General features: G+C 70.3%; 19 protein-coding genes and 1 tRNA gene. 8 read left to right on the top strand and 12 right to left on the bottom strand.

The genetic code is table 11. The annotated features are described in order from the left end of the window. Window positions 1-34: 34 nt before the first annotated feature. The gene (locus ABD987_RS10645) at window positions 35-1,225 is read left to right on the top strand and encodes an aminotransferase class V-fold PLP-dependent enzyme (RefSeq protein ID WP_345389810.1); all 1,191 of its coding nucleotides are present in this window, start codon (window positions 35-37) and stop codon (window positions 1,223-1,225) included. On the opposite strand, the gene ABD987_RS10640 is transcribed toward ABD987_RS10645, so the two are convergent. Further along, a complete protein-coding gene (locus tag ABD987_RS10640; RefSeq protein WP_345389807.1) occupies window positions 1,222-1,710 on the bottom strand; it encodes a DUF1453 domain-containing protein in 489 nt (162 codons plus the stop codon). The genes ABD987_RS10645 and ABD987_RS10640 overlap by 4 nt on opposite strands. Before the next feature lie 62 nt (window positions 1,711-1,772). On the opposite strand from ABD987_RS10640, the gene ABD987_RS10635 reads away from it, so the two are divergent. Together ABD987_RS10635 and ABD987_RS10630 are read left to right on the top strand one after the other, a co-directional pair. Further along, entirely contained in the window at window positions 1,773-2,408 is a 636-nt protein-coding gene (locus ABD987_RS10635; protein WP_345389804.1) for a TetR/AcrR family transcriptional regulator, read from the top strand. A gap of 18 nt (window positions 2,409-2,426) precedes the next feature. After that, window positions 2,427-3,971 (top strand): AMP-binding protein, encoded by a 1,545-nt coding sequence (locus tag ABD987_RS10630; RefSeq protein WP_345389801.1) that lies wholly within the window; start codon window positions 2,427-2,429, stop codon window positions 3,969-3,971. Between the two features lie 6 nt (window positions 3,972-3,977). Here ABD987_RS10630 and ABD987_RS10625 read toward each other — a convergent pair whose 3' ends face one another. Together ABD987_RS10625 and ABD987_RS10620 are read right to left on the bottom strand one after the other, a co-directional pair. After that, a complete protein-coding gene (locus ABD987_RS10625; protein ID WP_345389798.1) occupies window positions 3,978-5,150 on the bottom strand; it encodes a GGDEF domain-containing protein in 1,173 nt (390 codons plus the stop codon). A 145-nt stretch (window positions 5,151-5,295) separates the two neighbouring features. Beyond that, entirely contained in the window at window positions 5,296-6,594 is a 1,299-nt protein-coding gene (locus ABD987_RS10620) for an MFS transporter (RefSeq protein ID WP_345389795.1), read from the bottom strand. A 439-nt stretch (window positions 6,595-7,033) separates the two neighbouring features. Here ABD987_RS10620 and ABD987_RS10615 point away from each other — a divergent pair, with 439 nt between their 5' ends. Next, window positions 7,034-7,252, top strand: coding sequence for a hypothetical protein (locus ABD987_RS10615; RefSeq protein ID WP_345389792.1), 219 nt, complete (start codon window positions 7,034-7,036; stop codon window positions 7,250-7,252). Window positions 7,253-7,314: 62 nt separating this feature from the next. Here the strand turns inward: ABD987_RS10615 and ABD987_RS10610 are convergent, their stop codons facing one another. The 6 genes from ABD987_RS10610 to ABD987_RS10585 all read right to left on the bottom strand — a co-directional run bounded on the left by ABD987_RS10610 (window position 7,315) and on the right by ABD987_RS10585 (window position 10,271). After that, the gene (locus ABD987_RS10610) at window positions 7,315-7,701 is read right to left on the bottom strand and encodes an SgcJ/EcaC family oxidoreductase (protein WP_345389789.1); all 387 of its coding nucleotides are present in this window, start codon (window positions 7,699-7,701) and stop codon (window positions 7,315-7,317) included. 145 nt (window positions 7,702-7,846) lie between these two features. Next, on the bottom strand, window positions 7,847-8,506 hold the full coding sequence (locus ABD987_RS10605) for a PadR family transcriptional regulator (RefSeq protein WP_345389786.1): 660 nt from the start codon (window positions 8,504-8,506) through the stop codon (window positions 7,847-7,849). Between the two features lie 36 nt (window positions 8,507-8,542). Further along, window positions 8,543-8,962 carry a DUF6086 family protein gene (locus ABD987_RS10600; protein ID WP_345389783.1) on the bottom strand — a complete coding sequence of 140 codons (420 nt, stop codon included), beginning with the start codon at window positions 8,960-8,962 and terminating at the stop codon, window positions 8,543-8,545. Window positions 8,963-9,193: 231 nt separating this feature from the next. Continuing rightward, window positions 9,194-9,265: transfer RNA gene (locus tag ABD987_RS10595), tRNA-Val, on the bottom strand. A 42-nt stretch (window positions 9,266-9,307) separates the two neighbouring features. Then, entirely contained in the window at window positions 9,308-9,769 is a 462-nt protein-coding gene (locus ABD987_RS10590; protein ID WP_345389780.1) for a peroxiredoxin, read from the bottom strand. Between the two features lie 73 nt (window positions 9,770-9,842). Continuing rightward, window positions 9,843-10,271 (bottom strand): DUF3052 domain-containing protein, encoded by a 429-nt coding sequence (locus ABD987_RS10585; protein ID WP_345389777.1) that lies wholly within the window; start codon window positions 10,269-10,271, stop codon window positions 9,843-9,845. A 405-nt stretch (window positions 10,272-10,676) separates the two neighbouring features. On the opposite strand from ABD987_RS10585, the gene aceE reads away from it, so the two are divergent. The 3 genes from aceE to ABD987_RS10570 all read left to right on the top strand — a co-directional run bounded on the left by aceE (window position 10,677) and on the right by ABD987_RS10570 (window position 16,532). Continuing rightward, on the top strand, window positions 10,677-13,472 hold the full coding sequence (gene aceE / locus ABD987_RS10580; protein WP_345389774.1) for a pyruvate dehydrogenase (acetyl-transferring), homodimeric type: 2,796 nt from the start codon (window positions 10,677-10,679) through the stop codon (window positions 13,470-13,472). Window positions 13,473-13,558: 86 nt separating this feature from the next. Next, window positions 13,559-14,770: an alpha-hydroxy acid oxidase gene (locus ABD987_RS10575; RefSeq protein WP_345389771.1), complete on the top strand. Its 1,212-nt coding sequence runs from the start codon at window positions 13,559-13,561 to the stop codon at window positions 14,768-14,770. 145 nt (window positions 14,771-14,915) lie between these two features. Next, entirely contained in the window at window positions 14,916-16,532 is a 1,617-nt protein-coding gene (locus tag ABD987_RS10570) for an L-lactate permease (RefSeq protein ID WP_345389768.1), read from the top strand. Here the strand turns inward: ABD987_RS10570 and ABD987_RS10565 are convergent. Both ABD987_RS10565 and ABD987_RS10560 read right to left on the bottom strand, forming a co-directional pair. Then, entirely contained in the window at window positions 16,513-17,154 is a 642-nt protein-coding gene (locus tag ABD987_RS10565; protein WP_345389765.1) for a nicotinamide mononucleotide transporter family protein, read from the bottom strand. The genes ABD987_RS10570 and ABD987_RS10565 overlap by 20 nt on opposite strands. 99 nt (window positions 17,155-17,253) lie before the next feature. Continuing rightward, the gene (locus tag ABD987_RS10560; RefSeq protein WP_345389762.1) at window positions 17,254-17,955 is read right to left on the bottom strand and encodes an MOSC domain-containing protein; all 702 of its coding nucleotides are present in this window, start codon (window positions 17,953-17,955) and stop codon (window positions 17,254-17,256) included. 174 nt (window positions 17,956-18,129) lie between these two features. On the opposite strand from ABD987_RS10560, the gene ABD987_RS10555 reads away from it, so the two are divergent. Next, on the top strand, window positions 18,130-21,369 hold the full coding sequence (locus ABD987_RS10555) for a S8 family peptidase (RefSeq protein WP_345389759.1): 3,240 nt from the start codon (window positions 18,130-18,132) through the stop codon (window positions 21,367-21,369). A 59-nt stretch (window positions 21,370-21,428) separates the two neighbouring features. Here the strand turns inward: ABD987_RS10555 and ABD987_RS10550 are convergent, their stop codons facing one another. Further along, window positions 21,429-22,166 carry a mechanosensitive ion channel family protein gene (locus tag ABD987_RS10550; protein WP_345389756.1) on the bottom strand — a complete coding sequence of 246 codons (738 nt, stop codon included), beginning with the start codon at window positions 22,164-22,166 and terminating at the stop codon, window positions 21,429-21,431. Between the last annotated feature and the right edge of the window lie 69 nt (window positions 22,167-22,235).

Below are 22,235 nucleotides of genomic sequence, written 5' to 3'. Positions count from 1 at the left end.
TGCATATACTTTGGCTATACTGTATTCAGTTCGTATGACCAGTATTCAGGGCTTCGACGTCGAGCGTGCCCGGGCGGACACCCCCGGCTGCGCCGGCGTCACGCACTTCAACAACGCGGGCTCCGCGCTGCCGCCCGCCGTCGTGACCGACACCGTGCTCGAATACCTGCGCGAAGAAGCCCGCGTGGGCGGCTACGAGGCCGCCGACGCGGCGTCCGAACGGCTCGACGCGGTGTACGCCTCGGTGGCCCGCCTGCTCAACGCCGAGGCCGACGACATCGCGATCACCGACAACGCCACCCGGTCCTGGCAGGCGATCTTCTATGCGATCCCGTTCGCCCCCGGCGACCGGATCCTCACCTCGCAGTCCGAGTACGCCAGCAACGTCATCTCGTTCCTGCAGCTGAAACGCCGCACCGGGGTGGAGGTCGAGGTGATCGGCGACGACGAGACCGGCCAGCTCGACGTCGCGGCGCTGCGACGCCGCGTCGAAGGCGGGAACGACGTCAAGCTCATCGCCGTCAGCCACGTGCCGACCCAGGGCGGGCTGGTCAACCCGGCCGAGGAGATCGGCGAGGTCGCCGAGCGGGCCGGGATCCCGTTCCTGCTCGACGCCTGCCAGTCGGCCGGACAGCTGGACCTCGACGTGCGGCGGCTCAGGTGCGACGCGCTGAGCGCGACCGGCCGCAAGTACCTCCGCGGCCCGCGGGGCACCGGCTTCCTTTACGTGCGCCCGGAACTCCGCGCCCGGCTGGAGCCGGCGATGCTCGATCTGCACTCGGCGCGCTGGGATTCCCCCACCGAGTACGTCGTCGACCCGACCGCCAAGCGGTTCGAGGTCTGGGAACGCAGTTCCGCACTGGTCCTCGGCCTCGGCGCGGCGGTGGACTACGCGCTGGAGTGGGGTCTGCCCGCCATCGACGCGCGGGTGAGCGGGCTCGCGCGCACCCTGCGCGAGCGGCTCGGCGAACTCGCCCGCGTCGAGGTGCACGACCAGGGCGCGCGCAAGTGCGGGATCGTCACGTTCAGCGTCAAGGGCACGCCTTCGGCCGAGGTCAAGCGGACGCTGACCGCGGCGGGGATCAACACGAGCGTGTCGGGCAGCACCTCGGCGCAGTTCGATTTCACCGCGCGGAAGCTGCCCGACCTGGTCCGCGCGTCGGTGCACTACTACAACACCGAGGACGAGATCGACCGGCTCGTGCGGGAGGTCGCGAAACTCTAGCGGCGCACCAGGCCGTTCGTTTTCGGCTGCGCGTAAGGGACCCCGGTCTCCTTCGCCCGCCACGCGATCATCAGCGCCTCGCCGAGCAGGCTCAGCCCGATCGACAACGGCATCGGGCGAGCCTGCTCGTGCATCCCGTTCGCGACGGCCAGCGCGCCGATACCGAAGTTGACCGCGAGCGAAACCGCCCACACGGCGAACGTCCAGCCGGTGTAGCGCTGCCAGAGAACGCCGTCGCGCTCGAACAGCTTCGTCGTGCGCGCGCGGATCGCGCCGAACGCGATACCGACCGCCGAAGCGAGCGCCAGCCACAGCACATCGGTCACGGTCAGGTGCTGCTTGAGCAGGCTGCTGCCCCCGATGACGATCAGGATGAACGGAGTACCGAACACCTCCTTCGCCACCAGCGGCTCACCGCGCAGCCTGCGCACGATCACCACGACCACCCCGGCGCACACGAGCGCCGCGACCACCCAGCCGTTCATGGTTCCCCCTTTGTAGCATCACTGTGCTAAATAAATTAGCAAACCCGTGCTATAAAGGCAAGGTGCCGAAGATCGTCGACCCCGAGGCCCGCCGCCTCGCCATCGCCGAAGCCGTGTTCCGGGTGATCCGCCGCGACGGGCTGGACCAGGCTTCCCTGCGCGCGGTCGCGGAGGAGGCCGGGCTGGCGATCGGCTCGGTCCGCCACTACTTCGCCAGCCACGAGGAGCTGATCGTCTTCGCGATGCGGACGCTCACGCGGCGCACGGCCGCCCGTATCGTCGTGCGCGCCGACCAGTTGCTCGGCGACACCGCGCCGGGGAGCGAAAGCTCACTGGAGCAGACCACGGACCTGCTCGGCGAACTCCTCCCGCTCGACGAGACCCGCCGCGCCGAGGCCGAAGTGTGGCTCGCCTTTTCCGCCGCCGCGCGGATCCGACCCGAACTCGCCGCCGAGATCGCGCAGCTGCACGCGGGCACGCGCGCGCTCACCCGCAGGTCGCTGGCCGAGGCGGAGAAGCGGGGCTCGCTGCGGGAGGGGCTGGACCTCGACCTCGAGGCCGAACGGCTGGCGGCCCTGCTCGACGGGCTCACCCTCGGCGGGATCTCGCAGCCGGACCGGGTCAAACCGGACCTGATGCGCGCGGTCGTACGGCGACACCTGGAGACCCTGCGCCGCCGACCCCTGTCGAATAGTTAACAGGGTTAACCTGATGGGGTGGAGTCAGCCGATCACCACCAGGAGCCGCAGGTGAACACGTTCTACGACATCGCAGCCGAGCACCCGGACCGGATCGCGGTCATCACCCCCGACGGACGGCCGGTGAGCTTCGGCAGGCTCGCCGCGCGGGCCAACCAGCTCACCCACGCGTTGCGCGCGCTCGGTCTCGGCGTCGGCGACGGCGTCACCATGATCGTCCACAACGGACTCACCTACTACGAGATGGTGTTCGCGACGCTCCAGGCGGGCATGTACGTCACCCCGGTCAACTACCGGTCCACCCCCGAGGAGATCGGCTACATCGTGCGCGACAGCGAGGCCGCGGCCGTCATCGCGGACGCCGGGATCGCCGCGGCCTGCACGTCCACAATGGACGATCTGGGCGTCCCGGACGAACGCCGGTTTTCGGTCGGCGGCACGGAAAACTGGTCGGACTACGCGGAATGGGGTGCCGACGAGCCGGAAACCGTGCCCGCACAACGGACCTCCGGCGCGACGATGCTCTACACCTCCGGCACGACCGGTCGGCCCAAGGGCGTCCGGCGGCCGCTCAGCGGGAAACCACCCGCGCTGCACCCGAGCTACCAGCACGTGATGGAACTGCTCGGCGTGTCCCCCGGCACCGGCGTGCACCTGGTGCCGTGCCCGCTCTACCACGGCGCGCCGGGCGGGTACTCGATCAACTCGCTGCACCTCGGGCACACGGTGGTGCTGATGTCGCGGTTCGACGCCGAGGAGACACTGCGGCTGATCGAACGCCACCGCGTCACCACCACCCACCTGGTGCCGACGATGCTGCACCGCCTGCTGCGCCTGCCGGAAGAGGTCCGTGCCCGGTACGACCTGTCCTCGCTGACCAGCGTGATGCACGGCGCGGCGCCGTGCCCGCGCGAGGTCAAGGAACGGATGATCGCCTGGCTCGGACCGATCGTCACCGAGTACTACGGCGCTTCGGAAGGCATGGTCTCCGTGGTGTCCTCGGACGAGTGGCTCGCCGCGCCGGGCACACTCGGCCGTCCGCTGCCCGGGGTGCGGGTGAAGGTGCTCGGCGAGGACGGCGGACCGCTGCCGCCCGGCGAGACCGGCACGCTCTACTTCAGCTCCGCGCACACGAATCTCGGCTATCACCGGGATCCGGAGAAAACCGCGGCGAGCCGCTCCGGCGAGTTCCTGACCGTCGGCGACGCCGGTTACCTCGACGCCGAGGGGCGGGTGTTCCTGCGTGACCGGCGTACCGACCTGATCCTCTCCGGCGGCGTGAACATCTACCCCGCCGAGATCGAGGCCAGGCTGCTGAGCCATCCGGACGTCGCCGACGTCGCGGTGATCGGCGAACCCGACGAAGAATGGGGACAGCGGGTCGTCGCGGTGGTGCAGCCGGTCGGGAGCGTGGCCGGTGACGACGCGCTGGCCGAGCGGCTGGGCGAGCACTGCCGTGCCGCGCTCGCCGGGTTCAAGACACCGCGGCGCTTCGAGTTCCGGGACCGGCTGCCCCGCACCGACAGCGGCAAGATGCTGCGGCGCGCGCTGCGCCCGGAGTGACGCGGCCTAGAGCGTCGCGACGGCGCGGACCTGGTTGCGCCCGCCCTCCTTCGCCGCGTACAGCGCGCTGTCCGCGGCGAGCAGGAGTTCCTCCAGCGTCGTGGCGGTGCCGGGCCACGAGGCCACGCCGACGGACGCGGTGACCCCGAACGGCCCCGGCGCCGCGGCGGACACGACGTGGGTTTCGGCGATCCGCGCGCGGACCCGTTCCGCGACGGCGAGCACGACCTCCGGGCCGCTGCCGGGCAGCACCACCACGAACTCCTCGCCGCCGAACCGCCCGCACAGGTCGTTGCCGCGCACCACCGCGCGCAGCGCGTCGCCGACGGCACGCAGGGCGTCGTCACCCGCGAGGTGCCCCCAGGTGTTGTTGACCCGGCGGAAGTGGTCGATGTCGATCATGAGCACGCCCAGCGCGGTCCCCTGCCGCCGGGCACGGTCGAACTCGGCCCCGGCGAGCGCGTGCCAGCTGGCCGCGTTGAGCAACCCGGTCTTGGCGTCGATGGTCGCGGCCGTCTCGAACTGCCGGACGAGAGTGCTCCGATGCAACGCGTACAACGGGACGAAGATCAGCGCCACCAGCCACGGATGCGACGTGAACAACAGCGCGGTGAGCGCGCCCAGGCACAGCGTCGCCAGTTCGAGGACGTTGTCGCTCACCGTGCCCACCACGTTGCGCGGCGACCGGTCCACGCCCCAGAACGCGACCTGCACGGCGGCGATGGCCGTGTTCACCACGAAATAGGCGGCGACGACCAGCACCAGCGCGAACAGTCCGCGCGCGCCGGGAGACTGCACCGCGGGGAACCACCGGACCTGGTGCGCGACGAACGCGGTGGCCTGGCACGACAGCACGATATTGCTCGTGTTGTACAGCGTGCGGGTGAGGCAGCAGCCCGGCCTTGTCCAGTCGCAGCGGAACAACAGGTGCAGGTACAGGATGAGCGTGACGGCCGCGAAGAGGACGGGCGGGAGCAACAGCGCCGACGGGATCATCCACACCGACGTGAAGTTGACGTGCGCTTCGCCCGCGAACCGCCGTCGGCGCCGTTCGGTCTGCCTGCCCAGTTCGGCCGCCACCACACCGAACGCCGTGATCAGCGCGCAGTGGAGCAGGTCGGCACGATTCGGGAGCCCGGCGGAATCGTTGACGATCACCACCACGACCGCGCCCAGCATGATCAGCAGGACGTAAGCCCGCGAAGAAGCCGAATGCGTCCAAATGGGCCAATGCTCGCGGGTGCGCCGCCCGCCTGGCTTTCGTGGTGTTGTCAAAGCCTGCATACTGAGCCCACTTCCGCTCGCAGTGGGAGAACTTTCGGCCTCATACCTCACCTCCGGGATCGCGGTCCCTGGAGAACCCGGGAGAGGAGTCGTCATGTGCGGACGTGAGAACTGATTTGTCCGGACCAGCCGGTCGTGTTTCCCTCACGGCCGGCGATCTCGTCTCCCGCCACACGAGTGCCGCGCCGAGGGCGAGCACGACGGCCAGCGCCCCGGACACCGCCACCGCGCCACGCGGTCCGAGGTGGTCGGCGATCGCGCCCGCGGCGACCAGTGCGAGCCCCTGGGAGGTGAAGAGGCAGGCGTTGAGGCGCCCGAGAACCGTTGCCCGGCGGGTGTCGGGAACCACCGCCACGATCACCGTCTGCGCGCGGATCAGTGCGAACGTGGCGAGTCCCCCGGACAGGCCCCACCACAGGAGTGGCCAGAGGGTGCCCGGCGTGAGAGCACACGCGGCGAGCGGCAGGCCCGCCAGCGCCATCGGGACGATCGCCGAGCGCGTGGTCGGCGCGGGCGACGTTCTTCCCGCCCACCAACCACCGAGCACGCTGCCGATCGGGTCCGCGATCATGAGGATGCCGACCATGGCCACGCCGGCCCCGGCATCGTGCGCGTAGGGAGCGGCCAGGCCCTCCGGGACCACGATCAAGCCGAGCAGACAGTTGACGACGAACGGGATCACGACGCGCGGATCACGCCCCCGCACCATGGCCGTTCCGGCGTCGGCCTCCTCCCCGCCCCGGTTTGCCGCCGGCCTCGCGCGGACACCGGCGAACACCACGAGCGCGCTGACGAAGAACGTCCCGCCGTTGAGCAGCAAGGCCCACGAGGGCCCGACGGCCGTGACCAGGACCCCGCCGAAACCGAACCCGGCGAGTTGCGCGGTCTGAATGGTGACCTGGCGCAGCCCGAGACCGGCCTGGTAAAGGCCTCCCGGCAGCACGTCCGGCAAGAGCGCCATCTGCGCGGCCTTGAACGGCGCGCCGGCCAGGGTGAGCAGGCCGACCAGGCACCAGAGCACTCCCAGCGGAAGCCCCGGGATCGCCATCGCCACGGCCAGGCATCCACGCAGCACATCCGTCACGACGATGACCGTGCGACGGGGAAACCGGTCTCCCAGCCCGGACAGCAGCAGCCCGCCGAGCAGCGACGGCAGGAAGGTCAGCGCGTAGGTGAGCGCGGTCAGCAGCGCCGAGTTCGTCCGGCCGAACACGAGCAGGGCCAGCGCGACCCGCGCCAGCTGGTCCCCGACCTGCGACAGGGCTTCGGCAAGCCACAGCGCCCGGAACTCCGCGCTCGCCAACGCGGCGCCGAAATTCCCGCTCCCCGTCTTCCGCACTCCACACCCCTCCCCAGTGGTGCGCCGGATCCAGGCGGTGATTCTCCCGCGCCCGGCCCGTGGAATTCCACGGTATGGCCGGAGTGTGCCCGCGTGGACACGAGAAGCGACGATTCACTCGAACGCACTAATTGCGCAGCGCACGTTACCGCCTTTCGAACATTACGCGAAACCAATCGGGCAACGGTCCTCGAACCCCGCCGTGACATCGAAGCCGAAAACGTATGACCGCCCCATTTTCCCGGTTCTTCGCACGATTCATCACGACAGCGCCGAACGGACCGAACCGCCGCGGCCGTGCGGCCCAGCGGCGACGTCCTCGCGCGGCCTCCTTCGGAGGAGGCTGCCACCCGTCGGCGTGGTACCGGGGGTGCCCGGGGCCCACCGGCCGTAGAGTCGGGTCACCTTCCGAACCGACGCCGGGGAGCACCGGAAAGTCATGAGCTGGTGGGCCGGGTACACCATCGCCGTCCTCGGCGTGCCCGTGCTCCTCGCGGCGGGCTGGCTGATCACCGACGCGCTGCGGGAGCGCAGACACGCCCGGCACCGCTCGATCCGCCGCGCCGTGGCCAGGGTCCGCGCCCGCCGGGACCGCGCCGCCACTCCCGCCGACGCGGCCTGGCCGACCACCGATCTGGACACGGTTCCCGGCCGATAGCGGAACTTCTCCCCCACCGGCACCTCGGCGCGGCCCCGCGAAAGGCCGCGCCGAGGCCGGGTTCACGACGTCGTCTTGCGGGTGTTCTGGAAGGAGGCGAGCCGCCAGCGGCCGTCCTCGCGCACCGCGGTGAGGACCACCACGGACGCCTGCGGGGCGTGCTCCGGCTTGCCGCCGTCGACGACCACGAGCGCCACGTCGGGGGCGAGGTAGCGGATGTCCGGCGGGGCGGCGTGATCGTCGCTTGCCATCTTGACGCCCTTGAGCGGGCCCTCGAACAGGAACCGGTGGGTGGCCTCGATGGCCGCGCGGCCGGTGTCGCGGGTGCCCAGCCAGCTGACGTATTCGGCGTCCGGGGTGAACTGCCCGGCGTAGGCGGCCGCGTCGCCGCTGTTCCACGCCTCGGTCATCCGGCGCAGCAGATCGTGGATTTCGGTGGTGTCGGTCATGGTGTCCTCCGTGGTCGTGGCGTGGGGCCACGGAAGAGCGCACGGCTATCCTGGGTGAGCTGCACTCCTGGCGCCGGTTTCGCTCCGCGTGGCCGGTCCGGGTCATCCGGGCGGCGTGTTGGCGCACGCCGCCCGGATGGTGTGGTCAGGACATCGGCGGCTCCCCGGGAATCGACGTGGTCGGCAGCAGCGCCGCCAGGTCTTCCGGCCAGGACAGCGCGCCGCCGCGCAGATCGGCCAGCAGCGCGCGGACCCAGTCCCGTTCCCCGGCCACCCGCGCGAGCTCGTACTCGGCCTCGATCAGCAGGAGCCTCGGCAGTGCGCCGCCGAGCCGGTCGAGCTGCGCGCGGATGCCGTCGGCGGACGCGGCCAGCGCCTCGGCCCGGCGTTCGAGCGCGTCACACGCCTCGGCGACGGGCAGGCACCCCAGGTAGGACAGCGCCGCGACGAACACCGTGGTGTCCGGGTCCGGTGTCCGCAGGAGCCGCCGCACGCGGGCGCGCAGTTCGTCCCGCCCGGCGTCGGTGAGGCGGTAGAGGGTCCGCTCGGGGCGACCGGCGTCCCGGGTGGTCTCCACGGCGGTGATCAGACCGTCGCGGCTCAGGCGTGTCACCGCGTGGTACATGCTGCGCGGCAGGCCGGTGACGAAGTCCTTGTGCGTGTCGACGATCTGCCGCTGCATATCGTAGGTGTGCCGTGGCCCCTGAAGCAGCAACGCGAGCACCGTCAGCCCGACGAGATCGCGATCCGCCCGCCCCAGCCCCGCCATGCCGCCCTCCCGCGCACCGTGAACGCGATAGAGCATAACGCACTATGGCAACTTGCCATAGGCTTGTCCGGCTCAGACGGGCATCGCTCGCGCGTGCCGGGCCCGCAGTTCGGCCAGCTTTTCGGCCGGAGGACGTTCACCGACGCTCGAAACGTCGGTGCGCTCGGCGCCCGGGGTCCCGTCCGGTGACGGGACAGTGCCGCCGCCTCGTTCGACCATGACGAGGGCGGTGGCGAGAAACCCTTCGAGCAGCGACTGCAGGATCGGGTGGTTGGACCGCTGGTACTGCTCGGCGAGGGCGGTGACGAACGCCGTGAACACCGGCAGGTCGATCGCCCACTCGTCCGCGTCCGCGAGGTGAAGGGCCGGGCTGATCCCCGTGGGCAGCCCGACAAGCGGTGCCACCGCGTCCGCCGACCGCACGAACAGCAACCCGACCCCGTTGGACGGATTCCAGACCACCTCGTCGCCAACCCAAAAGTTCTGACTCATCGCGCCCCCTCCCCCACCACGCCGAGGATCTTTCTCCGGCCGCGTGATCGTATGCGGACGCAGTTTCGCCGGCGAGCGATTTCCAGCTGGCGAAGTGAAGCACCACCACGGGGCAACCACGCCGGGTCAGGAACCAACCGCACCGTGGGGGTTTGGGGGCTCGGCCCCCAAGCTCGATGACGAGCCGCGATGGTCCGCGCATTCCGCGGACAGACTCCACCCGAAGGCGAGTGGGCGCAGTAGGGTTCGAACCTACGACCGCTCGGGTGTAAACCGAGTGCTCTCCCGCTGAGCTATGCGCCCGGGACGGCGGTCCGCCCCGGCAGGGCGGACCGCCGTGAAGACTCAGGCCAGTTCGGCGACGGCCTTCTTCCATGCCTGCTGGTCGCGGGCCTCGCCGGGCGCGTTGACCTCGGCGAACTTGACGACGCCCTCGGTGTCGATGAGGAAGGTGCCGCGGACGGCGAGCCCGGCGTCGGCGTTGAACACGCCGTAGGCCTTGGCGACCTCGCCGTGCGGCCAGAAGTCGGACAGCAGGGGGAACTGGTAGCCCTGCTGCTCGGCCCACGCCTTGAGGGAGAACGGGGTGTCGACGGACACGCCGAGCACCTGGACGCCCTTGCCGTCGTAGTCGGCGAACTCGTCACGGAGCTGGCACAGCTCGCCGGTGCAGATGCCGCTGAACGCGAACGGGTAGAACACCAGCAGGACCGGCTTGTCCCCGCGGAACGACGACAGGGTGACGGCCTGCTTGTTGTAGTCGTTGAGCGTGAAGTCCGGGGCCTGTGAACCGACCTCGACGGTCATACCGCGCTTCCTCTCCGTGGCGAACACGTGCCTGTGAAGACAACCCTATCGTGTCGTCTCCGCGCGGCTGTGCTCACCGCTTGGACTGCGACTTCGGTGACACCAGGCGGACTCCGATCCAGTCGGGCCCGACGCTGACGTTGGCGGTCTGGGCCAGGCCGACCGCGGACACCGCCTCGGCGATCTCGCTCGGTTCGACGTGTCCTGGCTGCCCCGTCTTGGGGGTGAGCACCCAGATCACGCCGGTCTCGTCGAGGGGGGTCCGGACATCGATGAGGGCGTCGCCGAGGTCACCGTCGTCCTCGCGCCACCAAAGCAGCACGACGTCGATCACCTCCTGAGCGTCTTCGTCGAGGATTTCCCCGCCGATCTGCTCTTCGATCGCCGCGCGGACGTCGTCGTCGACGTCCTCGTCCCAGCCGATCTCCTGGACCACCATGTCGGGCTTGATGCCAAGCCTCTCGGCGACGCTGCGCTGCTCAGCGTCTCCCGCGGCGACCACTGCTTTCACTCCTCCAACTACGACGGAGCGCGGTGTCCCGTCCGCGTCGCGGACCTCGTGGGACACCACACTCGGGTACACGGTTGGAGACAGCGAACACTGGCGCGGCGCTGCGCGCAACCGTCCACACCGGATCTTTGGCAACTCGTGTCACGTCCCGGCGGTGCCGAAGGCGCTCTCCCCGGCCCTGGAGGGACCGCTCTGACACCCGTCCGGAACGTCTGTCCTAGGCTGGGGAGGAATAACGCGCGCGCGATACAACCGCGCGCGCGGCGAGGTGCGACCGGGTCGGCGAACGTTACCGACGAGTAGAGGTGACGGGAGCGGAAACGGCGACGACCATAAAAGTCGGAACACCCCAACGTACGAGCAGTACCCAGCTACAACGTTTCACAAGGAGACCCCTTGGCCCCGCAGAACGACGGCGCCTCCGGCAAGGAGACCCCGGCACGCGTACGCGTCATCCGTGACGGACTCGCGGCGCACCTGCCCGACATCGACCCGGAGGAGACCGCCGAATGGCTGGACTCCTTCGACGAGGCGCTGGCCAGGGGTGGTCAGCAGCGTGCCCGGTACCTGATGCTGCGCATCCTTGAGCGCGCCAGGGAACGGCACGTCGGGGTGCCGGCGCTGACGTCGACCGACTACGTCAACACGATCCCGACGGAGAACGAACCCTGGTTCCCCGGCGACGAGGAGATCGAGCGCCGCTACCGCCGCTACATCCGCTGGAACGCGGCGATCATGGTGCACCGCGCGCAGCGGCCCGGTGTCGGCGTCGGCGGCCACATCTCCACCTACGCCTCGTCCGCGGCGCTGTACGAGGTGGGCTTCAACCACTTCTTCCGCGGCAAGGACCACTCGGGCGGCGGTGACCAGGTCTTCTTCCAGGGCCACGCCTCCCCCGGCATGTACGCCCGCGCGTTCCTCGAGGGCCGCCTGTCCGAGCAGCAGCTCGACGGCTTCCGGCAGGAGTATTCGCACGCCGGCGAGGGCGGCGGCCTGCCGTCCTACCCGCACCCGCGGCTGATGCCGGAGTTCTGGGAGAACCCGACCGTGTCCATGGGTCTCGGCCCGATGAACGCGATCTACCAGGCCCGGTTCAACCGCTACCTGCGCGACCGCGGCATCAAGGACACCTCCGACCAGCACGTCTGGGCGTTCCTCGGCGACGGCGAGATGGACGAGGCCGAATCGCGCGGCCTCATCCACGTGGCCGCGGGCGAGGGCCTGGACAACCTGACCTTCGTGATCAACTGCAACCTGCAGCGGCTCGACGGCCCGGTGCGCGGCAACGGCAAGATCATCCAGGAGCTGGAGTCGTACTTCCGCGGCGCGGGCTGGAACGTGATCAAGGTCATCTGGGGCCGCGAGTGGGACTCGCTGCTGCACGCCGACCGCGACGGCGCGCTGGTCAACCTGATGAACGTCACGCCAGACGGTGACTACCAGACGTACAAGGCCAACGACGGCGCCTTCGTCCGCGAGCACTTCTTCGGCCGGGACCCGCGCACGAAGGACCTGGTCAAGGACCTGTCCGACGCCGACATCTGGAACCTCAAGCGCGGCGGCCACGACTACCGCAAGGTGTACGCGGCCTACAAGTCGGCGCTGGAGCACCACGGCCAGCCGACGGTGATCCTGGCGCACACGATCAAGGGCTACGGCCTCGGCCCGGCGTTCGAGGGCCGCAACGCCACGCACCAGATGAAGAAGCTCACGCTCGACGACCTCAAGCTGTTCCGCGACACCCAGCGGATCCCGATCAGCGACGAGGAGCTCGAACGCGACCCGAAGCTGCCGCCGTACTACCACCCCGGCGAGAACTCGCCGGAGATCGAGTACATGCTCGGCCGCCGCAGGGCGCTCGGCGGGTTCCTGCCCGAGCGGCGCCCGAAGACCGCGAAGGCGCTGGTGCTGCCCGGCGACAAGGTGTACGAGGGCATCCGCAAGGGCTCGGGCAAGCAGGAGGTCGCCACCACGATGGCGTTCGTCCGGCTGGTCCGCGAGCTGTCGAAGGACTCGGAGATCGGCCGCCGGATCGTGCCGATCATCCCGGACGAGGCCCGCACGTTCGGCCTCGACTCGATGTTCCCGACGGCGAAGATCTACAACCCGCACGGCCAGTCCTACACCTCGGTCGACGCGAGCCTGATGCTGGCGTACAAGGAGTCCGAGAAGGGCCAGCTGCTGCACGAGGGCATCAACGAGGCGGGCTCGACCGCGTCGTTCACCGCCGTCGGCACCTCGTACGCCACGCACGGCGAGCCGATGATCCCGATCTACATCTTCTACTCGATGTTCGGGTTCCAGCGGACCGGTGACGGCCTGTACGCCGCGGCCGACCAGATGGCCCGCGGGTTCGTCCTCGGCGCCACCGCGGGCCGCACCACGCTCACCGGTGAAGGTCTCCAGCACGCGGACGGGCACTCGCTGCTGCTGGCGGCGACCAACCCGGCCGTGGTGGCCTACGACGCGGCCTACTCGTTCGAGATCGCGCACATCGTCAAGGACGGCCTGCGCCGGATGTACGGCGAATCCGGGCCGGACGGCAACGGCGAGAACGTGTTCTACTACATGACGATCTACAACGAGCCATACCAGCAGCCCGCGGAGCCGGAGAACCTCGACGTCGAGGGCCTGTTGAAGGGCCTGTACAAGTACGCCGACGCCCCGGCGGGCGAGGGCCCGGAGGCGCAGATCCTGGTCTCCGGCGTCACGATGCCGGACGCGCTCAAGGCCCAGAAGCTGCTGGCCGAGGAGTGGGGCGTGCGGGCCACCGTGTGGTCGGCGACGTCGTGGACGGAGCTGCGCCGCGAGGCCGTCGAGATCGATCACGACAACCTGCTCTACCCGGGCAGCTCCCCGCGTGTGCCGTACGTGACGCAGAAGCTGACCGGCGCGAACGGGCCGGTCGTGGCGGTGTCGGACTGGATGCGCGCGGTGCCGGACCTGATCCGCCCGTGGGTCCCGACCGACATGCTGACGCTGGGCACCGACGGGTTCGGCTTCTCCGACACCCGGCCCGCCGCGCGGCGGAAGTTCCTGGTCGACGCCGAGTCGATCACCGTCGGCACGCTCTCCGCGCTCGCGCGGCGGGGCGAAGTGGCGCCCGAGAAGGTGCTCGAAGCGGCCCAGAAGTACCGCCTCGACGACATCGCCGCCGCGGGTCCGCAGACCTCGGACTCCGGCAACGCGTGATCTAGTGCTAGAAAGGGACCCGGCAGACATCCGATGTCTGTCGGGTCCTTTCTTGTGTGGAAGTCTCCCCGTACGGAGGTGGTCCCGTGACCAAGCGCCAGCTGCCGCGGCCGAGTGAGCTCAAGCAGATCCTGCGCCCGAAGCCGATCGTGCTCAATCCCACCGACCGGCGGCTGGCGAACGCGCACACGATCGCCGACCTGCGGATGATCGCCCGCAAGCGCACCCCGCGCGCGGCGTTCGACTACACCGACGGCGCCGCCGAGCTCGAGGACAGCCTCCGCCGCGCCCGGCAGGCCTACCGCCGCGTCGAGTTCCAGCCCAACGTTCTGCGCGGTGTGTCCGATGTGGACACCAGCAGGGAGATCCTCGGCAGGCGCTCCGCGCTGCCGTTCGCGTTCGCCCCCACCGGGTTCACCCGGATGATGCAGCACGAGGGCGAGCGCGCGGTGGGCCGCGTCGCCGAGCGCAACGGCATCCCGGTCGGCCTCTCGACGATGGCGACGACGTCGATCGAGGACCTCGCCGCGGCCGCCCCCGGCGCCCGCAGGTGGTTCCAGCTCTACGTCTGGAACGACCACGGCGCGGGCGAAGATCTGATGAATCGGGCCTGGGAGTCGGGCTACGACACGCTGATGCTGACCGTGGACACCCCGGTCGCCGGTGCCCGGCTGCGCGACGTCCGCAACGGGCTCACCATCCCGCCCGCGCTGACGCTCAAGACCGTCCTCGACGGCGCGACGCACCCGGCGTGGTGGTTCAACCTGCTCACCACCGAACCGCTGAACTTCGCGTCGCTGAGCCATTTCGACGGCACCGTGGCCGAGCTGCTCGACAAGCTCTTCGACCCGACACTGAACTTCGACGACCTCGACCGGGTCCGGGCGACCTGGCCGGGCAAGCTCGTCGTCAAGGGCATCCAGAACGTCGCGGACGCGCGCGAGGTCGTCCGGCACGGCGCCGACGTGGTGCTGCTGTCCAACCACGGCGGCCGCCAGCTCGACCGCGCCCCGACCCCGCTCGAACTGCTGCCCGCCGTGCGCGACGAGATCCAGCGTGACGCCGAGGTGTGGCTCGACACCGGCATCCTGTCCGGCGGGGACATCGTGGCCGCGATCGCGAGCGGCGCCGACGCGGTGCTCGTCGGCCGCGCGTTCCTTTACGGACTCATGGCGGGCGGCGAGCGCGGCGTCCAGCGCTGCGTCGACATCCTGCGCACCGAAATGGTCCGCACCATGCAGCTGCTCGGCGTCCGCGCCGTCGACGACCTCCGCCCCGAGCACGTCGTCCTGCGCTGATCACGCGAGATCTCCGTCCAATCACGCGAGATGCGCGTCTGATCACGCGAGTTCGCCCGTCAAGCTTGACGTGACCAGGGTGCCGTGAGCAGGATCACGGGCGCCGTGGGAAAACACGTTCTCGCGCAAGGGAAACGAGGCGGTCATGTTCGTCCAGGAGCTCGCGCCACTCGGCGGCTCGCTCGGGTTGTCCGCGCTCGCCGCGGTGCTTCCGCTCGCCACCGTGCTGGTGCTGCTCGGAGTGGTCCGGTCCAAGGCACAGCACGCCGCGCTGGCCGGGCTGCTCGTCGCGCTCGTGGTCGCGATCGCCGCGTTCGGCATGCCGATCGGACAGGCGGTTTCCGGCGCGCTGCAGGGCGCGGCGTTCGGGCTGTTCCCGATCATGTGGATCGTGGTCAACGCGCTGTGGCTCTACCAGCTCACCGTCCACACCGGACATTTCGACGTGCTGCGCCGCTCGTTCGGCCGGGTCTCGGACGATCCCCGCATCCAGGCGCTGATCATCGCGTTCTGCTTCGGCGCGCTGATGGAGGCACTGGCCGGGTTCGGCGCGCCGGTCGCGATCAGCGCGGTGATGCTGGTCGCCGTCGGCTTCGCCCCGGTGAAGGCCGCGATGGTGGCGTTGCTGGCGAACACCGCCCCGGTCGCGTTCGGCTCGATGGGCACCCCGGTGGTCACGCTCGCCCAGGTCACCGGCCTCCCGCTGGAGCAGGTGTCCTCGATCGTCGGACGGCAGACGCCGCTGCTCGCGCTGGTGGTCCCGCTGCTGCTGGTCATGATCGTCGACGGCCGCCGCGGGCTCCGTGACACCTGGGTGCCCGCGCTGACCTGCGGGATCGCGTTCGCGCTCGTGCAGTTCCTCGCGTCCAACTACGTCTCACCGCAGCTCGCGGACATCGGGGCCGCGCTCGCGGGGGCGGCCGTGGTGGTGCTGCTGCCGCACGCGCGCCGTCCGGCGAGCGAGGCCGTCCGCGCCGAGGTCCTCACCGGGACGCGCACCGTCACCCAGGAGCGCCCGGACACCCGCGGCGAGGTCGTCCGGGCGTACCTGCCCTACGGCCTGATCATCGTGATCTTCGCGATCGGCCAGCTTCCCCCGGTCAAACGCCTGCTCGACACGGCGACCTGGAAGTTCCACTGGCCCGGCCTGCAGGTGGCCGCCTCGAACGGGAAACCCGTGTCGGGCAACACCTTCTCCCTCCCGTTCCTGAACACCAGCGGCACCCTCGTGCTGCTCGCGGGGATCATCACCGCGGCCGTGCTCGCCGTCTCCGCGCGCGCCGCCGTCCGGCAGTGGCTGGCCACGATCAAGGAGCTGCGGTTCGCGATCCTCACCGTGGCGGGCGTGCTCGCGCTCTCCTCGGTGATGAACCTGTCCGGTCAGGCGACCACCATCGGCACGTTCATCGCCGCGGCGGGCGCCGGCCTGGCCTTCCTCGCCCCGGTACTCGGCTGGTTCGGCGTCGCCGTGTCCGGTTCGGACACCTCGGCCAACGCGCTCTTCGGCGCGCTCCAGGTCACCGCCGCGCACAAGACCGGGCTGGCCGCCGAGCTGCTCGCCGCGGCCAACAGCTCGGGCGGGGTACTCGGCAAGATGATCTCCCCGCAGAACCTCACCATCGCCTGTGTGGCGGCGAACCTGCCCGGCGAGGAGGGAAAACTGCTGCGCCGGGTGTTGCCGTGGAGCCTCGGGCTGTTGCTGGTGATGTGCCTGATCGTGTACGGCCAGAGCACTCCCGCGCTCAGCTGGATGCTGCCATGACCTCGCCGCGCCGGGCCCGGATCTGCTTGGCCGAGGAGTTCCAGCTCCACCAGCCGTGGATCACCAGCCCGGCGAACACGACGTAGATCGCGGCGGAGAAGTACAGGCCGGAGGAGATCTGCAGCGGCACGCCGATGGCGTCGACGACGAGCCAGACCAGCCAGAACTCGACGAGCCCGAGGCCCTGCGCGGCGAAGGCGACGAGGGTCCCGACGAACAGCGCGGCGTCCGGCCACGGCGCCCACGAGGCGTGCAGCGCGTCGAGGACCAGCGCCATCGCGGTGGTGCCGAGGGCGAACGCGGCGATCATGCTCAGCCGCTCGGCGAGCCTGCCCTTGCGGACGACGATGCCGAACACCGGGTCGTTGTGCCGGGACCAGGCCCACCAGCCGTAGACCGAGATCGCGAGGATGGCGATCTGCCGGGTGGCGAGCCCGCCCAGGTGCGCGGAGGCGTACACGGCGAACAGCAGCACGGTGGCGCCGACCTGCACCGGCCACGTCCACAGCGTGCGGCGCTGCGCGAGGAAGACCACCGCGAGCGCGAACAGCTGACCGGCCAGTTCCGCGATCGAGATCCACTGGCCGAACACCGTGATCCCGTGGTGCAGCAAGAAGTCCACGAGCGCCCCTTCCGTCTACCGCTCCCAACATGCTCCCCCGCGCGCGCATTCCCCAGTGAGTGTGAGGCGCGGAACATCCGGATGGTGGGACAGGAGAACTCAGCGGCCGACCCGGTCACCGACGCGGACCGTGCCCCCGCGGACAACACGCGCGTGCACCCCGAGCCGCCGGTCGTTGTGCGTCGCGATGATCTTGAACAACCCAGGCGCCGCGGCCAAGCCCGCATACGGCAGATCGACCATCACGCAGCGTACGGCCGGGCGCAGGATCTCCAGCTCGACGTCGCCGATCCGGACCACCTGGCCGATCCACGCCTCCTCGGCCAGCCCGGGCGCGGAACCGGTGTCCACGAGGATGTTGGGCCGGAGCCGCCGCTCGTCGACCGTCACCCCAGGCGCGCGTTCCCGCAGCCAGGCGAGGGTGGAGGTGGTGACCAGGTGCACGGCGGCCTCGTCGTGGTGCGGGATCGAGGCTTCCTTCACGAGCGTCACCGACGGCCGGGCCAGGTGCTCGGCGAGCAGCCCGTGCACGGCGTCGTCGTCGCCGCGGACCGTCACGCCGTCCGGCAGGGTGAGGACCGGGACCTCCGCCACGTACTCCGCGCCGAACCGGTTCAGGCCGTCCATCCGGCGGAACCGCCGCGTGTGCTTCCCGCTGCCGAACTTGCCGTCCGGATCGCGGACGGCGTAGAGCCGGTCACCCTCGACGCCACGCTCGTCGAGCTTCGCCTCGCGCAGCCGTTCGCCACGCATCGACTTCACCGGGTATCGCCACAGTGCCGCAACCGCCCCTCGTCCCACTGGCCCAGCCTATTCGGCGCAGCACTCACGCACTGACGATTCGCGGCGGAAAAGCTTGTCGCGCACCAGGTTCGCCGCTACCGTCGCCCCCGCAAGACGGATGCCAGGAGTGCCCGCTCGGCTGCGCGCCGTCCCTGGGCGCTCAAGGAGAGTTCCGGCCTTCGGAGGTGGCGCGTGCGCATCGAACCCGTACGAAGAAGACCTTCACGGACAAGGCGCTGGGGCACCGCCACGCTGGTGCTGGGGATCGCGGCGGGCGCCGTGACCGCGACGCCGCCCGGCCCCGCGACGGCCCTCGCGCGACCCGCCCCGGGCACCGGGATTTCCCGCACCGTCACCCTCGTCACCGGTGATCGGGTCGTCCTCCCCCAGGGCGGCGCGCCCACGCTGCTCCCGGCTCCCGGCCGGGAGCACCTCGGGTTCGCCACCCGCGAGGACGGCACCCACCTGCACGTCGTCCCGCAGGACGCCGGCCCGCTGATCGCCGCGGGCAAGGTCGACGAGCGGCTCTTCGACGTCACCACCCTGATCGAGTCCGGCTACGACGACGCCGGGCGCCCGGACGTGCCGCTGATCCTCGTCCCGGCCGACGCGGCCAGGCCGTTCTCCGCCGCGGGCGCCCGGGTCACCGCCGCGCTGCCGGTCATCCACGGCTCCGCCGTTTCCGCGCCGAAGAACACCGCGCCGGAGTTCTGGCGGGCGCTGGACAAGGCCGCGTACACGCGGATCTGGCTGGACGGCGTCCGCAAGCCCGCGTTGGACCGCAGTGCCGCGCAGATCGGTGCCCCCGCCGCCTGGAAGGCCGGGTTCACCGGCGAAGGAGTCACGATCGCGGTCCTGGACAGCGGTGTCGACAGGACCCATCCCGACTTCGCCGGGCGCGTGGTCGCCGAGCAGAACTTCTCCGCTTCGCCCGACACCGTCGACCGCTTCGGGCACGGCACCCACGTCGCCTCGATCGCCGCGGGCTCCGGCGCGAAGTCGGGCGGCAAATACCGGGGCATCGCCTTCGGCGCGAAGATCATGAGCGGCAAGGTGTTCGGCGACAACGGTTTGGCGACCGACACCAGCATCCTGCGCGGCGTCCAGTGGGCGGCCGAACAGGGCGTGAAGGTCGTGAACATGAGCATCACCAACGACGTCATCCCGGGATTCGATCCGGTCGTGGACGCGGTGAACACCCTGTCGGCGGCCCGCGGCACGCTGTTCGTGATCGCCTCGGGCAACGGCGGCCCCGATGAGGAGACACTCACCTCTCCCGGCATCGCCGAGGCGGCGTTGACGGTGGGCGCGGTCGAGCGCGACGACACCCTGGCGCCGTTCTCCAGCCGGGGGCCCCGGCGTCCCGACGGCGCGGTCAAACCCGACCTCACCGCGCCGGGCGTCGGAATCGTCGGGGCCAAATCCGCCGAAAGCCGGGAAGATCCCCCGGTCGAGGACGGCTATACCGCGGGAACCGGGACATCGATGGCCACCCCGCACGTCGCGGGAGCCGCGGCGATCCTCGCCCAGAAGCACCCGGACTGGACGGGACAGCGGCTCAAGGCCGCGCTCACCGCGTCGGCGAAACCCCAGGCCGGGCAGACGGTCTTCCAGCAGGGTTCCGGCCGGGTCGACGTCGCGAAGGCACTGGACCAGACGGTGTCGACCACACCGAGCAACGTCAACCTCGGGGTACAGCCATGGCCGCACCAGAGCGGGCCGCTGCACCGGACCTACGCCTACCGCAACGGCGGAACGGCCGAGGTCACCCTCGACCTCGCGGTGTCCGGCACCGGCCCGGACGGCAGGCCCGCGCCGGGCGTGTTCTCGGTCGAGCCCGCCCGTGTCACCGTGCCCGCGGGCGCGGAGCGCACCGTGACGCTGTCCGGCGACGCCACTTCCGCGCCCACCGACGGCGAGTACGGCGGGACCGTGGTGGCCACCTCAGCCCAGACCACGGTGACCACCCCGGTTTCGCTCGACCGCGAGCCGGAGAGCTTCGACGTCACGTTCAACCACATCGGCCACGACGGCGCGCCGGCGCGGCCGACCAACCTGCTCGTCACCTCCCTCGACAGCCAGAAGCACTACAACGCGAGCAGCACGACCATCCGGTTGCCCAAGGGGCGATACCTGGTGGACTCCTCGATCGTCGAACCGGACAGGGAGATGGCCTGGCTCGTGCTGCCCACCCTGGACGTGGCCGGGAACCTGACGGTCGACCTCGACACACGCCTGGCGAAACCGGTCAAGATCACCGCACCTGACCCGACGGCACGGATGTGGGCGAGCACGATCGGCTACCACCGGGTGGCCCGGCACTCGTTCCAACGGCGGTGGACATTCCTCGACAACGACCTGAGCTGGTTCTCGATGGCGCAGATAGGCCCGGATCCGCCGCCCGCCGACCTGCTGTCCCAGGTCAGCACCCAGTGGGAGACGCCGAGCGGTGACTTCTACGGGCTCGCCTGGTACCGCGAGGGCAGCTTCCCGACCGGGTTCACCCGCGTGGTGACCAAGGTCGAACTCGCCACCGTCCACGTCGAACTGGCCGCCCCCACGGCCGGACGCCAGGGCATCCGCACGGTGACCCCGGCCCCGCGGTTCCGCGAAGGGATCGAGGGCCCGGTGCCGGTCCGGCGGTTCCCGCTGCCCACCACGATCACCGAGTACTACACGACCGGGGACATCGCGTGGCGTTCGACACTGGAGGACGGGGAAACCCGGCTCGTCTCTCCGGCCAGGGCCCTCGAAGCGGGCCGGACCTACCGGCAGACGTTCAACCGGGCCGTGTTCGGACCGGCGCTGCCCCCGACACCGGATCCGGCGCGGTGGATCTCCCGCACCGGGAACACGGTTTCGGTGCGCGCGCCGCTCTTCGGCGACGCGGACGGCAACGCGGGATACTCCACAGTGGACTCGGCGAACACGGTGCTGTACCGCGACGGCAGGGAAATCGGCCGGACACCGCTGGCCGGCGAAGGAGAGTTCACGGTCCCGGCCGAGCCGGGTACCTACCGGCTGACCACCGAGGCGAGCCGGACCAGCACCGCCGGCCTCAGCAGCCGGGTCAGCGCCGCGTGGACGTTCGGCTCCCGGCACACCGAGGGTCCAGCGCGGCTGCCGATCGGCGTAATCCGGTTCGCTCCCGGCCTCGACGCGGACAACGCCGCGCCGGCGGGGCGTCCCTACCTGCTCCCGCTCGCCTACTGGCCGCAGGGCTCGGACACCGGCGAAGCACCAGCACAGCTCACCGTGGAGGTCTCCTACGACGGCGGCGTCGTCTGGACGGCAGCGCCGGTACTGGCCAACGGACTCGCGCTCCTGCATCACCCCGCAGGGGCGAGCACGGTGTCCCTGCGAGCCAGGGCCACCGACCGCTACGGCACCACCGCCGAGCAGACCGTCGTCAACGCCTACAAGCTGAAATAGCCGTGGTCTCCCGCGCGGGCCCGGTGTCTTCCTCGACCACCGGGCCCGCTCGGGAAGCCTCACTCGTCCAGCCGGTGAATCCCCGCGGGCGGCGTCGGCGTCTCCGAACCCACCGTCGGCTGCCGCTCCTGCTTGCCCACCTGGCCCTGCAGGTTGGCCAGCCAGCCGTGCCACCGCTCCTGCGCCGGCTTGATCAGCCCGCCGCCGAACCCGACCACGATCACGCCACCGATCGTCGCCAGCACCGTGATCAGCACCGGCCCGGTGATGGCCGTCGCGATGTTCACCTGGCCCAGCGCCGCGATGATGCCGAACGCCATGATCAGCCAGTAGCTGGCCGTGCCCAGCAACCGCCCGGCAGGCCGCGTCGACAACGCGCCGGTCACCGCGCCGCGGACCACGTTCGCGATCGCCGCCGCCACGATGATCAGCACCAGCGCCACCACCACCCTCGGCAGGAACGCGATGATGTCGTTGATCAGCTGACTCACCGGGTTGCTCTGCCCGAACACCCCGAACGCCAGCTGAAGCGCGATCAGCAGAATGAAGTAGTAGACGATTTTGACCAGGATTCCGGCGGCGTCGACCTTCGCCTGCCCCAGCATTCGGGTCAGACCGGTCTTCTCGATCAGTTTGCTGAAACCGAGCTTCCCGAGCACCAGTTCGAGCGCCTTCGCGATGGCCTTCGCGATCAGCCACCCGATGAACAGGATGATCAGAAATGCGATCAGTTTCGGCACGAACGTCGCGACCAGGCTCCACGCCTGCCCGAGCCCGTCCTTGAGCTGCTGGCCCACGACAACTCCTTCCGCCGATTCGTTGCACATTCGCTGCGTGGATCGTTGATCAGTCGAAGGTGCCCGGCA

Source organism: Amycolatopsis samaneae, from assembly GCF_039541975.1.
GTDB lineage: Bacteria > Actinomycetota > Actinomycetes > Mycobacteriales > Pseudonocardiaceae > Amycolatopsis > Amycolatopsis samaneae.
Note: the sequence above shows the minus strand (reverse complement) of the source record. Positions and strands in the feature narration are given on the sequence as shown.